This window comes from Microbacterium sp. K27 (assembly GCF_004794435.1).
Lineage (GTDB): Bacteria > Actinomycetota > Actinomycetes > Actinomycetales > Microbacteriaceae > Microbacterium > Microbacterium maritypicum_A.
The window spans coordinates 16,148-28,452 of record NZ_SSDK01000035.1 but is presented as its reverse complement, the minus strand read 5'-3'; the positions used below and the strand labels follow the sequence as shown (position 1 = coordinate 28,452).

At 66.8% G+C, this 12,305-nt stretch carries 10 protein-coding genes; 5 read left to right on the top strand and 5 right to left on the bottom strand.

Annotated features, from left to right (window positions below):
* Positions 1-5: 5 nt before the first annotated feature.
* From DW307_RS06305 to DW307_RS06295, 3 genes are all read right to left on the bottom strand, one after another.
* The gene (locus DW307_RS06305; protein WP_046398963.1) at positions 6-971 is read right to left on the bottom strand and encodes an AAA family ATPase; all 966 of its coding nucleotides are present in this window, start codon (positions 969-971) and stop codon (positions 6-8) included.
* Between the two features lie 202 nt (positions 972-1,173).
* Positions 1,174-1,494: a hypothetical protein gene (locus tag DW307_RS06300; RefSeq protein WP_240750531.1), complete on the bottom strand. Its 321-nt coding sequence runs from the start codon at positions 1,492-1,494 to the stop codon at positions 1,174-1,176.
* A 126-nt stretch (positions 1,495-1,620) separates the two neighbouring features.
* Complete coding sequence (locus DW307_RS06295) at positions 1,621-1,932, bottom strand: putative quinol monooxygenase (protein WP_021200103.1); 312 nt, start codon at positions 1,930-1,932, stop codon at positions 1,621-1,623.
* Positions 1,933-2,047: 115 nt separating this feature from the next.
* Here DW307_RS06295 and DW307_RS06290 point away from each other — a divergent pair, with 115 nt between their 5' ends.
* Positions 2,048-2,410: a winged helix-turn-helix transcriptional regulator gene (locus DW307_RS06290; protein ID WP_021200104.1), complete on the top strand. Its 363-nt coding sequence runs from the start codon at positions 2,048-2,050 to the stop codon at positions 2,408-2,410.
* 80 nt (positions 2,411-2,490) lie between these two features.
* A complete protein-coding gene (locus DW307_RS06285) occupies positions 2,491-3,039 on the top strand; it encodes a YbhB/YbcL family Raf kinase inhibitor-like protein (protein ID WP_136024318.1) in 549 nt (182 codons plus the stop codon).
* Positions 3,040-3,234: 195 nt separating this feature from the next.
* Here the strand turns inward: DW307_RS06285 and DW307_RS06280 are convergent, their stop codons facing one another.
* Both DW307_RS06280 and DW307_RS06275 read right to left on the bottom strand, forming a co-directional pair.
* Positions 3,235-3,954, bottom strand: coding sequence for a Pr6Pr family membrane protein (locus tag DW307_RS06280; protein ID WP_029260839.1), 720 nt, complete (start codon positions 3,952-3,954; stop codon positions 3,235-3,237).
* Positions 3,955-4,094: 140 nt separating this feature from the next.
* A complete protein-coding gene (locus tag DW307_RS06275; protein ID WP_136024317.1) occupies positions 4,095-5,045 on the bottom strand; it encodes a DMT family transporter in 951 nt (316 codons plus the stop codon).
* 552 nt (positions 5,046-5,597) lie between these two features.
* Between DW307_RS06275 and DW307_RS06270 the strand changes: the two genes are divergently transcribed.
* The 3 genes from DW307_RS06270 to DW307_RS06260 are packed head-to-tail and all read left to right on the top strand — an operon-like array spanning position 5,598 to position 12,274.
* Positions 5,598-9,233: an ALF repeat-containing protein gene (locus DW307_RS06270; protein ID WP_168440996.1), complete on the top strand. Its 3,636-nt coding sequence runs from the start codon at positions 5,598-5,600 to the stop codon at positions 9,231-9,233.
* Positions 9,215-9,772, top strand: coding sequence for a barstar family protein (locus tag DW307_RS06265; RefSeq protein WP_136024315.1), 558 nt, complete (start codon positions 9,215-9,217; stop codon positions 9,770-9,772). Before DW307_RS06270 ends, DW307_RS06265 begins: the two co-directional genes overlap by 19 nt.
* A 48-nt stretch (positions 9,773-9,820) precedes the next feature.
* Positions 9,821-12,274, top strand: coding sequence for an FG-GAP-like repeat-containing protein (locus DW307_RS06260; RefSeq protein ID WP_168440994.1), 2,454 nt, complete (start codon positions 9,821-9,823; stop codon positions 12,272-12,274).
* The last annotated feature ends 31 nt before the right edge of the window (positions 12,275-12,305 follow it).

Below are 12,305 nucleotides of genomic sequence, written 5' to 3'. Positions count from 1 at the left end.
AGATGTCAGGGTGTGGGGACCGACGCGAAGATCTGGTCGATGATCTCCTCGCTGCGGATTCCTTCGGCGTCGGCCTCGAACGTCAGCAGCACCCGGTGGCGCAGCACGAGGTGCCGGAGCTCGCGGATGTCTTCGGGCAGCACATGCGTGCGTCCCTTGAGCAGAGCCAGCGCTCTAGAAGCCTGGAGGAACGCGATGCTCGCACGCGGACTCGCGCCGTACTTGATGAAGCGGGCGCGTTCTTCGCCGATGTACGGCGCCGGGTTGCGGGTGACGTAGGCGATCGACACGATGTAGTTGCGGATCGCGGGGTCGACGTAGATGCGGCTCGCGACGTCCTGCAGCAGGTGCACGTCGTCGAGGCTGACGGCGCTGGCGACGTGCCGGTCGGGGTCGAGCACACCCGAATCGATGCGGCTGAGCACCTCGAGCTCTTCGGCCGGGCTCGGGTATTCGACGATCTCTTTGAGCAGGAAGCGGTCCATCTGCGCCTCGGGCAGCTCGTACGTGCCCTCCTGCTCGATGGGGTTCTGCGTCGCGATCACGAGGAACGGCTTCGGCAGGTGGTGGATCTCGCCGCCGATCGTGGTCTGATGCTCCTGCATGGCCTCGAGCATGGCGCTCTGTGTCTTGGCGCTGGAGCGGTTGATCTCGTCGAGCAGCACGAAGTTCGCGTGCACCGGGCCGAGCACCGTACGGAACGATCCCGTCGCCGCGTCGTAGATCTGGTTGCCCGTGATGTCGCTCGGCAGCAGGTCGGGCGTGCACTGGATGCGCTTGAACTGCGCCTTCACGGTGTCGGCGAGAGTGCTGGCCGCAGTGGTCTTCGCCAGTCCCGGCACGCTCTCGAGCAGAATGTGGCCGCCGGCGATGAGCGAGATGAGCAGGCTCGTGCGCAGCCGGTCCTGACCGACCATCTTGGCGGAGTAGGAGGCGGAGATGACCCGCAGCACCTCGGACGCTCTGGCCATCTCGGCGTCGGTGGGTGCACCGTTCGCCGTGGCGGGTGGGGCTGTGGGGGCGGGGGCCTGCGCGGGAGCGGGCGGAGGCGGAGGTGCCACCGGCTGCGGGGATGCGGCGTTCAGGTCGTGCATGCTCTCTCCTCCTGGGGAGCGCGGCGCTTCTCCCCCCAGCCAGGGTAGTCGCCGCACCGAGGAGGAGAGCTGAGCGCCGTCACTGGCCGAACATGGACGAGGTCGCCGCGATCCATCCGAAGGTGAGGGCGAGGATCGTCACGATGATCCAGATGCTCATGGCGATCGCGTTGAGGGCGATCCCCCATCCCGCCTGTGTGCGTGCGCGCGGCTCGCCTCGCAGCGAGACGATCCCGAGGATGAGTCCGATGGCGGGCGCGAAGAACGTCCAGCCGGCGAACACGGAGCAGATCCCGAGAACGAGACTGGCGGTGCCTTTCGCGGTCGACGTCGCAGCGACGGACGGGGCGGTGGTGGCAGGAGTGGTGGCGGGGGCGGGTGCAGAAGCAGTTGTTGACATGACATCCACGCTATGACGGGGTCTGTCGGCGGTCATCGGACTGGAGTACCCACGTCGTACGTCCAGCGGATGATTGCGCCGGTTCTCAGGTGCGGGCGTCGGAGCGTGTTTCGGCAGCGTGGGCCGCTACGCCGACCGCCGGTCGAGGAACAGCAACTCGAGCGGTGAGGCCAGCAGCGCATCCACTCCCTGCGCGAATGCCTGGAAGTGAGGTGTGGCGAAGTGGGTGTCGAGCGCAGCCTGGTCGTCGAACGCCTCGCGCATGTAGAACGTTCCTGGCTCGCTGCGCGATTCGAACAGCACGTAATCCTGGTTGCCGGGCTCCGCGCGGGTCGGCTCGATCAGGCGCTGCAGCGCGGCGAGCAGTGCGTCTCGGCGACCGGGGAGGGCGCGCAGGATGGCGAGGCTGTACAGCGGGTCGGGCAGGGGTGAAGACATGATGTGGTCTTTCTTTCGTGGGATCGAGCACGGCATGCTGCCGCGAGATCATTACTACTCGAAGGGGAGCAGTTACCCGCAAGGACCGCTGGTAACTTTCGGATACCATGAACGGATGACTTCCCTCAGCACCTGCGCCGCCGGCAGGCCCCATGATGTCTACGACGCCCAGTGCCCGTGCCGGGGCATCCTCGATCTGCTCGCCGACAAATGGAGCGCGCTCATCCTCGGCGCACTCGAGGGCGGCCCGATGCGGTTCGGTGAGCTCAAGCGCAAGCTCGAGGGCATCAGCCCGAAGGTGCTCACGTCGTGCCTTCGGCGACTCGAAGACCGCGACCTCGTCGCCCGCGAGATCTTCGCCGAGGTGCCGGCTCGCGTCGAGTACTCGCTCACCGCCCTCGGCGCCGACGCGGCGAAGCCCCTGCAGAGCCTCCGTGATTGGGTCGAGTCGAACATCCAGCGCTTCCCCGATCTCTGAGATTCCGAGAGTGGGGTGGTTACCCGGAGGTGATTTGCACCCCTTGCGGGAAACCAGGTGCTCGTCGATACCGTCCTCGCATGACAGATCAGACACAGGCAACGAACGACCCGTACTACGCGCTTCCCGAGGTGCCGAGCTTCGAGCTCCGCAGCTCCACCGTCGCTGACGGAACGCCCTTCGCCGAGGCGCAGTACTCCGGAGTCTTCGGCGTCCCGGGCGGACGCGACATCTCTCCCGAACTCACCTGGTCGGGGTTTCCCGACGACACCCGGAGCTTCATCGTCACGGTCTTCGATCCGGACGCTCCCACCGGATCGGGATTCTGGCATTGGGCCGTCGGCAACATCCCCGCGACCACGACCCACCTCGTCGAGGACGCTGGCTCCGAGAGCCGAGAGCTGCTTCCCGCCGGTGCCGTGGCTTTCCCGAACGACGCCGGGCTCGCGCGCTACATCGGCGCCGCTCCGCCTGCCGGATCGGGCGTGCACCGGTACCACATCACCGTGACCGCGCTGGATGTGGCGCGGCTCGATCTGGACTCCGGTGCATCCCCGGCGCTCCTCGGCTTCACGGCGGGCCCGCACACGATCGCGCGAGCCACGCTCGTCGCGTACGCCGGGGAGTAGACCTCGGGCTGAGCACCCCCGTCCCGGGCGGGATTCTCCCTGTCGGGCGGAGCACCCCCGTCCCGGGCGGGATTCTCCCTGTCGGGCGGAGCTTTCGTCTCGAGATCTCCGCCCGACGGCGAGAACTCCGCCCGTCGCGGGGCGTCCATTCGTGAGCAGGAGTGGGCGGAAGCAGCTGCGGGGTCAGGCTGGGTGTCAGGCTGCGGCGATGGTGGCGTCGGCGGTCGAATCCGAGACGACCGCCCGGCGACGGCCCACCCACACGACGAGGGCGGCGGCGCCGATGATGATCGCGGCGATCAGCAGCACGTAGAGGGCGACGCCTCCATACCCGCCGGGCTGGGCAGGGTTGAGGAACGGGTACGGATACCACGACGGCTCACCCGATGCCGGCGCGATCACGAGGTTCGCCCGGATCAGCGTGTAGATCACCCAGACGATCGGGAAGATGGCGGCGATGCCCACGGCGCTCCAGCCGAGAGCCCGCCGTCTCGGGGCGAACAGCACATCGGCCAGCATGATGATCGGCACCACCACGTGGAGCACCTCGTTCGACCAGCCGACCGTCGAGCCCTGGGGCAGCTCGATGCCGCGAAGCAGCAGGTTGTAGACCACGCCGGTGACGATCATGTAGGTGCTGGCGCACATCAGCAGGATCGCGAGCCACCGCGGTTCCGCCGTCGTGTCGCGATGGGCGAGCGCCCAGAACCCGCCACACGCCAACGCGACCACGGCGAGGACGTTCGACTCGATCGTGAAGAAGCTGAAGAAGTTCGAGATGACGGTCGGCAGATGTGCGCCCCACTCGGTCGTGGCCGCAGCGGCGATCTCGAGGGTGCGGATGAGCTGCGCGATGATCGCTGCCGCGGAGAGCACGGCTGCGGCGATGCGCACGTAGGGCCACCAGGTCGTCATGTTCGCCTCCGGTCGCAACTGTAGTGGCAGATTTCCGTAGACCGCGGCACCGATATATCGATATCGTCGAGGGGCTCGCCGCCTCCCGGCTCGCTGAGCTGGGGATCGCGCGCGGGGTGATCACCGGGCGCTGAACGGCGTCAGGTGCGGCGACGCCACCGCAGACGGGTGATGAGCACGCCGAGCAGGCACAGCGCCCCGCCGAGGAACATCAATGGCGTCGGCACCTCGCCGAGGATCGCCCACGACATCAGGATCGCGATCGCCGGCACCACGTAGGTGGTCGCCGAGGTCTGCCCCGCGGTGCTGCGCTGCAGCACGTAGGCCCAGGTCGTGAAGGCGATCGCCGTGGGGAAGATGCCGAGGTAGACGACCCAGAGCGTCGCATCCAGCGGTGCCGTTTGGAGCGAGCCGATGAGGTTGCCGATCCAGGGCAGCAGCGCGATGGTGCCGACACCCGCACCGAGCCAGGTGAGCGTGGTCGGGTCGACGCCCGAGGTGAGCAGCCGCTTCTGCACGAGCGTGCACCCGGCGTACATGACCGCGGCGAGGAGGGCGAGCAGCAGCCCGGTGATGTCGGGGCCGGCACTGGTGGACGAGTTCATGCCGATCAGGACGACGCCGAGGAAGGCGATGGGTGCCCCGATGACGAGCGGTTTCGGGAACCCCTCGCGCAGGAAGAGCCCGCTGAAGACGACGACCATGAGCGGTGCGAGGTTCACGACCATCGCCGCGGTGCCGGCGTCGAGCGTGAGCTCGGCGCTGTTGAGGGCGAGGTTGTAGACGCAGAACCAGCCGACGCCCCACACCGCGATCATCAGCCAGTGCCGACGCTCCGGCATGCGGATGCCGTGGCGCGCGGCGATGATCGTCAGCACGACGGTGCCGACGGCCATCCGCAGCAGGGCCAGTGCGCCGGGGTCGTAGTGCGGGCCTGCACCGCGGATGCCGATGAAGGCCGAAGCCCAGAGCACCACGGTGACGAGCGCCGCGACGAGCACGAGCGCGCCCTGCTTCTTCGGTGCATCGGTGCTGTTGGTCGCGCTGGTGCGCGTGTGGATTCCGGGGTCCCCGGATGCGGCTTCTGCCATCCTTCGATCCTGGCAGGGGCGTCCGACATCGGTCGAGCCGTCGAAGCGACATCCGCCGATGCATTTCGGACGATCCGAGACGATGGCCCGTGAGCGGAGATTCACGAGATCTTCCCGACCGGTTCACGTATCTCTCCCGAGTGGAGAAAAAGTTCCGTTCGATCACCTTCCTCATCCGTGGATATTGTGGCGTCGTATGAACGCGGAAACCCGCACTTCACAGGGAAAGCCCAGCGTCAAGTAGGCCATTCGGGGGACAGACAAGACTCACAGCTGACGGATAGAGTCCCGAGCGAGTACCGCCGCAAGCCCACGGTCGAAGCGTGACGGTCCTGTTTCGAGGTCGTGGTTTGCGTGCATCCTGACGTGCGTGTACGCGCATATGCGCATGCGCCGCGACTCGTTCTGGGGCGCCATCGCAGCGTCGTGATCTTCACGCGGTCCGATCCCTCTCGTGTCCTCCTGGAGAAGAGTCCTGCGATGAAGACCAGACCTCACCGTCGGCGCCTGCGTTTCGCACCGGCGCGGCGGCTCCCGTTCGCGTTCGCCGCCATGCTGATGACGACCGTCGTCGCGGTCGGTCTCTTCCAGCCGCTCGAAGCGTCAGCGGCGACCGCCGCATCGGCCGCGCGGACGCAGGTGTCCGCGCCGGCGGGTCTCTTCACCCCGTCGACGGATGCCGCCGGTGTGGTCACGCAGTTCACCGATGGGGGTCCGGCTGTCCAGGAGGCGGCGAGGCAGGCGCTGCTCAAGGGTGGGCAGAGCATCGAGAGCTTCATCACCACGGGGCAGCACGAGGCGATCGCACAGGACTACCGCCTCATCGCGCTGCGACTGAGCCTCGCGGGCGGGCGCGCCGTCCGTCAGCAGGCGGAGGCGGTGCTGACGGCGAACAATCCGGACCAGCTTCGTGCCTTCGTCACAGAAGGGTGGAAGGACGCCTGGGAGGTCGACGACCGCTCGGCGGCGTATGTGCTTGCGGACACCGGAACGCCGACGGTCCAGCGCGAGGCGAACAAGGCTCTGGACTCGGATGACTCGAGCGCGGTGTCGCAGTTCCTGCTGATCGGTCAGTACGACGCGAAGATCATCGACGACCGCGCGGCGGCCTACGTGCTCGCCTCCACGGGATCGCCGAGTGTGATCGCCGCCGCGGAGGCAGCGCTCGATGCGACGCTCCCGGACGGGTCCGAAGACGCACAGGCCGTGGCGGATTTCCTGCGTTACGGGCAGTTCGTCGCCGGGGCGCGCGACGCCGAGGCGGCGACCATCGCCCAGCTGACGAACCAGGTGATCGCGGCGAACATGGTCGCTCAGGAAGAGCGTCGCAACGCCGACAACGCCTCCGCGCAGGCGGTCCTCGCGGCCAAGCTCGCGAAGGAGGCCACGCAGCGCGCCGCCCAGCAGGCCGCCGCCGCGCAGGGCAACGCCGAACAGGCCAGCGCCGCCGCGAGCAGGGCAGCCGGTCTCGCCCGTCAAGCCGCCGACGCGGCAGATCTCGCCGTGCAGGCGGCTGCGGCAGCGCACCAGGCGATGAACGCGTCGATGAGCGCGGCGGGAACAGCCGCATCCGCGGCTGCGCGCGCCAACCGGGCGGCGGCGAACGCTGATGGTGCGGCGGCGAATGCGGCGGGCCAGGAGGGCATGGCGGCTGCGGCACGGGCAGAGGCGGAGAAGGCGCGCGACGCCGCAGACAAGGCGGCGAAGGCCAAGCGTGCAGCGGCCGAGGCGGAGACGGCGACGAATGCGGCGAACCGCGCTGCGCAGGCTGCGGGTGCCGCGGCCGGCTACTCGGGCGAGGCGGCCGGATATGCGATGGAAGCCTCTCAGGCGTCGGGAGTGTCATCGGCCGCTGCCGCGCAGGCGCGGGCTGCTGCGGCCAAGGCGAACGCGGCCAAGAACCGCGCGGCATCCGCCACGGCGCGGACGGACCGCCTTGCCGCCGAGACCTCGGCTGTCGCTCAGCAGGCCCGTGATGCGGCCGGGCGTGCGGCCGACAACGCCAACGCCGCGGCGATCGAGGCAGACACGGCCGCGGCCCAGGCCGGTGTTGCGCAGGGGGCTGCTGCTCGGGCGACCGCTTCTTCGGCGAAGGCGGCGGCCGCTGCTGAGGCCGCGACGAAGGACGTCGAGCTGGCGAAGACCATCTTTGACTTGGCGCGAAAGGCCGACAAGGAGCGTCTTGCCGCCGAGGAGGAGTTCGGGCTGGCGCAGGCGGAGATCGCCGCAGCAGAGGAAGCCGAGGAGAAGGAGCTCAAGGACGAGGCCAAGAAGGAAGGTGCAGCCGCCGTTGCGGAGAGCAGCGCGTTCCTGAAGAAGATCACCGCTCCGGATGCGAACCTGCAGGAGCTGCTGCCGGAAGCGCGCTCGGCCATGCTCGCCCTGATCACGTCGGGAACCCCGTGGATTGCCGCTGCGGCCGAGCAGGCTGTCGTCGGCAATGACGAGGCTGTCGTCGAGTTCTTCAAGAACGGGTACGGCGTCGCGCTCGAGCAGGATCAGTGGGACGAGGCGAAGGCCCTGCTGTATGACGGCGACAACACGATGCTGCAGGACGAGGCCTATGACGTCCTCGAGAACGGCGAGGAGTACGTCGCGGCGTTCCTCAACGAGCGGCTTCCTGAGATCCGCGACCTCGAGAACCGCCAGATCGCATTCGTGCTCGCCACCGAGGGGGGACCGGCCATGCAGCGCGCGGCGAACCTCGCGCTCGATGCCGACGACCCCGCGGTCCTCGCCAAGTTCATCGCGGAAGGACAGTACGACGCGCTCGAGGTCGACCAGCGGGCGGCAGCCTTCGCGCTCAGCACGTCGGGCGGCCCCGAGGTGCAGGCGGCCGCGAACATCGCGCTCGAAGGTTCCCAGACGGCGCTGAAGAGGTTCCTCGAGCAGGGCCAGTACGAGGCCGCCAAGCGCGACAACGACACGGCAGCTCACGTGGCGCAGATGCAGAGCATGTTGCACCTGGCCGACCAGCAGGCTGCGGCCGCGCGGGAGGCGGCCGCGCTTGCGGAGAAGGCGGCGGCGACCGCGCGGCAGGCGGCGGCCGAGGCACAGGCGAGCGCCGACCTGGCTCGGAAGTACGCGCAGGAGGCGCAGGGCTGGGCGGCCCAGGCGGCTACCTCGGCCAACCAGGCGACCGCTTCGGAGAACGAAGCGCGACAGTCGTCGCAGCGAGCGCATCAGGCGCTGACAGCCGCTACTGCGGACGCGAAGAAGGCCAACGGGTTCGCTGCGCAGGCGACGTCGTCGGCGCAGTCGGCTAGTGCCGCAGCAGCACGGGCCAACGATGCGGCGAGCCGTGCGGCCACCTCGGCGATTAATGCGGGGCTCGACTCGGCCGCTGCCGCCAAAGCGGCAACAGAAGCGAGGGATATCGCGGCAGCCAAACAACGCGACGGCGACTGGTCCGATGGATTCCCGCCGCCGCCAGGTCAAGGCGCTGGATTGACGCAGGCGCAGATCGATGCGGCCTATGCCGAGGGTGGCGACGCGGCGGTTCAGCGGTTGCGCGAGGCATACGCGTTGAGCCAGCCAGATGCGCTGATCAACCTGATTCTGCAAGAAGGCGGCCAGCTCCTTCTCGATCTCATCGGCGTGACTGACATCATGAATTGTGTCACCAAAGGTGACATTGGTGCCTGTCTTATGTCGATCGTTGGTTTCGTGCCCGTCGGGAAATTGGCGAAGCTGCTCGAAGCCATCCCGCTCATTGCCAAGATCGCGACGAAGCTTCTGACATTTTCCGATAAAGTCTCGGATTCGCTCGCCCTTCTCACCCGCAATAAGAACAAGGTAAACGAACTTGCTGCCCTGACTTGTAAGCGCAGCGGAGGCAACTTCGCGCCTTCAGCGGCCCAACGAAGCACAGGCATTCGCCCAGCATCCTCCGACTTGTGCGACGTTAGCAATTTGGGAGACGACTTTGTTCGCGCGCTCGATGACATCGAGAGTGGAGCGCCTCGACACAACGTTAAGAATCCCGGAAAGTACGAAAATGATGGCCGGGGTGGAACCACGCTTCTTGACGCCACTGACGCGAACGGCAATCCGATCACGTATACCGAGAACTATGTGAATCCGAGGCCCCCCGGGCAGAAAATGGATGACAAACGCATCGTCGTAGGATCTGACGGAAGAGTCTGGGCGACTGCAGACCACTATCGAACATGGGTGCAAATACGATGACAACCACGACTTCAATGGGGTTTCTGTGGTCCCCTTCGGGCCCATGGATATATCTTGGCCACGGAGAGCCTGACCGTCGCGAGTGGATTCCATCGTATTTCTATACGACTCCTCAACTGGACGATGTTTGTGTGAGGCAGTTGCGGGGCTGGAAGATGCGATCCTACGAAGGGCTGATGAACGAGTTCAGTGCTGCACTCCAGTTCTTCGATGACTTCGGTGAAAACTGGTCAGCGCTAAAGGACTGTCTCGTTTCGTTGGACGAGTGGCTCCCCGCTAGTGCGTACGTGATCGTCATCGAGCGCGCAGAGGAGCTTCTTATCGAAGACCCCATCGAACTTGAGGCATTTTTGCGCACGATCACCGCGGCCGGCGAGTCGTGGTCAATTGCCGTGAGCAGCCCTGAACAGTACAAAAGACCGCCGATACCGTTTCATGTGCTTCTAAATGTTAGTGATGGGCACCACGAGGGCATTGCCCGCGTTGCGCGTACGGTCGACGCGGCCAGAACTCCTATCCCCGTGCGTACGGATTACTAACGTTCGTCGTCGTGCTTTATGCAGGCGGCGTCTTTTGAAAGGCATTACATGTTCTCGTTGAAGTCTCGCCGTCGTGCGCGCATCAGCGCGGTTGGCATCGCGTCCGCGTTGGTGTCGGCGTTGCTCGTCTCGGTTCCGGTGTCGTCGGCGGTCGCTGATGACGCTCCGGGGTTCCTGGTGGAGTCGGGGGCGTATCCGGATGGGTCGTCGGTGGGTGCGGCGAACGGCATCGTTCTGAAGGACGGGAACGGTGGGTTGCGTGTCGTGACCTGTCCGGTCCCGATTCCGGTCGGTGCCGGGCTGGTCGAGGTCGAGTTCGAGAAGTCGGGTAAGCGCGCGAAGGTGTGCTTCGAGACGGTGTTCCGTCCGGCGGTGCTGAATCTGGAGATCGCGGCGTCGTTCGGTGTGAAGGCCGGCAAGCAGCCGATGGATGTGACGTATTCGGTGGCGGGTGGTCCGGAGGAGGATATCTCGGTGCCGGCGGGCGGACGTCGCAGTGTTGATACGGGCTTGACGGGTCAGTCGACGATCGTGGTGATCGAGGTGAAGGCCGACCCGGCCGTGGATGTCCCGGCGACGACGACCACGCATCCGCGGACGGCTGTCACGAAGATCCGCACGGGTCTGGGCTCGTGCACGGGAACGCTGGTGGACCGGTCGTGGGTGCTGACCGCGGCGAGTTGTTTCGCGGCCGACCCGGCAACGCTTGTCGCGGGTGCTCCGGCGGCTCCGGCGAGGGTGTTGTTCGGTCCGGATGTCGCGAACGACAAGACGATGAGCGGTGCTGGGGATCTGGGTGTGAAGATCACCCACGTCGAGCCGGCCGGCAACGGTCAGGACGCGGTGCTGGCGAAGCTGGAGACGGCGGTGGATGACATCACTCCGATGCCGGTCGCCACGACCGCTCCGGTCGCGGGCCAAGACGTGGCGTTCACGGGCTTCGGCCGCACGAACAACGTGTGGGTCCCTCTCGCGTCTCGCACGAACACCTACCCGGTCACGGCGGTCAACGCCGCGACCGTGACTGGTTCGGCATCCGGTGCTTCCCTCTGCCTCGGCGACGGCGGCGCCCCCGGCGTCCGCAACGTCGATGGAACCGACACGCTCGTCGCTGTCGCCTCCCAGTCGACGCAGACCGGTTGCTACGGCTCCGGCCTCCCCGCAGGCACCGCTTCGACCATCGCGACACGCGGCGACATCATCGCCGGATGGGTGGCCGCCACGGTCCAGAAGGGGCTCGACACGACACCGGTCGCCGCTGCGGATCAGACCCTTGCGCAGCAGATCGTGGCCACCGGCCGCGTGAGCGGAACCGAGGCGCTCGCCCAGATCCAGGCGTATGCCGACGGCTTCAAGCGCGGCCACCTGATCGGCGGACAGGTTCGTGACTGCACGATCGACCCCGTGATCCTCTCCGCTTTGAAGAAGGTCGTCGTCGATCAGAACTTCTCGATCACGATCTCTTCTCTCAACGAGTACTGCACCACGGCGACCCCGTCGGCCACGAGCTACCACGCGAAGAACAGTGGCGGTCATGCTGTCGACATCAGCGTCGTGAACGGCGTCGCCGCGACCGGCAACACGGCGCAGGACCAGGCTCTGACGACCGCCATGTTCACCGCGCTGCCGGCACCGGCGGGCATCGGTCAGGTCACGTGCCGCCCGGCGCTCACGGTTCCGAACGGCTGGGCGCAGACCGAAGAGGACTGCACGCACAACCACTTCGAGTACCACGGCGTGCCGCTCACACCGGCCAAGCCCTCGTTCGATCTGAACAGCGATGGCAAGGCCGACGTGATCGGCATCACCTCTTCTAATGCGCTCTACATCTACCACGGCAACGGCAGCGGTGGATGGACGACCCAGACTTCCGTCAGCGCAGGGTGGGCTTCGGCCAAGACCCTCATCCACGGCGACTACAACGGGGACGGCAAGGGCGACATGATGGTCGTCAACACCGACGGCACGCTCTGGTACTACCAGGGTGATGGTGCGCTGGGCTTCCCGACGAAGGCGCTGGCTGCCCGCGGATGGGATGCGAAGGGCCTGATCACGGGTGGCATCGACTTCAATGGAGACAAGAAGGCCGACCTCGTCGCCCGTGAGTCCGACGGCCACCTCTACGCCTACCCCGGCAACGGGAACGGAACCTTCGGCGCCAAGATGAAGATCGGCCATGACTGGGGTGGGATCTCTCGGGTCCTCGCCGGCGACTGGACCGGTGACGGCAAGGGCGACATCCTCGCCACGACGACGACCGGGGACCTTCGCATCTACCCTGGCAACAACGTGACGCTCACCGGTGGTCCGCAGGTCGGCAATGGCTGGAACAACATCACGGCCATCACCGGCGGCGTCGACTACGGCCTGGACGGCAAGGCCGACCTGTTCGGTCGGACCGGCGATGGCGGACTGTACGTATACCCCGGCCTCGGCATCTCCGGTTTCGGCGCCTCCACACGCGTCGGCAACGGGTGGACCTCGCTCCGCCTGTTCAGCTGAGCCCAGTCTCGCGCACTCACATTCCTTGAAA

What these genes read in the sequence shown, in the direction of transcription:
- DW307_RS06305 (WP_046398963.1), bottom strand. Translation starts at nt 971, where the DNA reads ATGGCCAGAGCGTCCGAGGTGCTGCGGGTCATCTCCGCCTCCTACTCC.
- DW307_RS06300 (WP_240750531.1), bottom strand. Translation starts at nt 1,494, where the DNA reads ATGTCAACAACTGCTTCTGCACCCGCCCCCGCCACCACTCCTGCCACC.
- DW307_RS06295 (WP_021200103.1), bottom strand. Translation starts at nt 1,932, where the DNA reads ATGTCTTCACCCCTGCCCGACCCGCTGTACAGCCTCGCCATCCTGCGC.
- DW307_RS06290 (WP_021200104.1), top strand. Translation starts at nt 2,048, where the DNA reads ATGACTTCCCTCAGCACCTGCGCCGCCGGCAGGCCCCATGATGTCTAC.
- DW307_RS06285 (WP_136024318.1), top strand. Translation starts at nt 2,491, where the DNA reads ATGACAGATCAGACACAGGCAACGAACGACCCGTACTACGCGCTTCCC.
- DW307_RS06280 (WP_029260839.1), bottom strand. Translation starts at nt 3,954, where the DNA reads ATGACGACCTGGTGGCCCTACGTGCGCATCGCCGCAGCCGTGCTCTCC.
- DW307_RS06275 (WP_136024317.1), bottom strand. Translation starts at nt 5,045, where the DNA reads ATGGCAGAAGCCGCATCCGGGGACCCCGGAATCCACACGCGCACCAGC.
- DW307_RS06270 (WP_168440996.1), top strand. Translation starts at nt 5,598, where the DNA reads ATGCTGATGACGACCGTCGTCGCGGTCGGTCTCTTCCAGCCGCTCGAA.
- DW307_RS06265 (WP_136024315.1), top strand. Translation starts at nt 9,215, where the DNA reads ATGGGTGCAAATACGATGACAACCACGACTTCAATGGGGTTTCTGTGG.
- DW307_RS06260 (WP_168440994.1), top strand. Translation starts at nt 9,821, where the DNA reads ATGTTCTCGTTGAAGTCTCGCCGTCGTGCGCGCATCAGCGCGGTTGGC.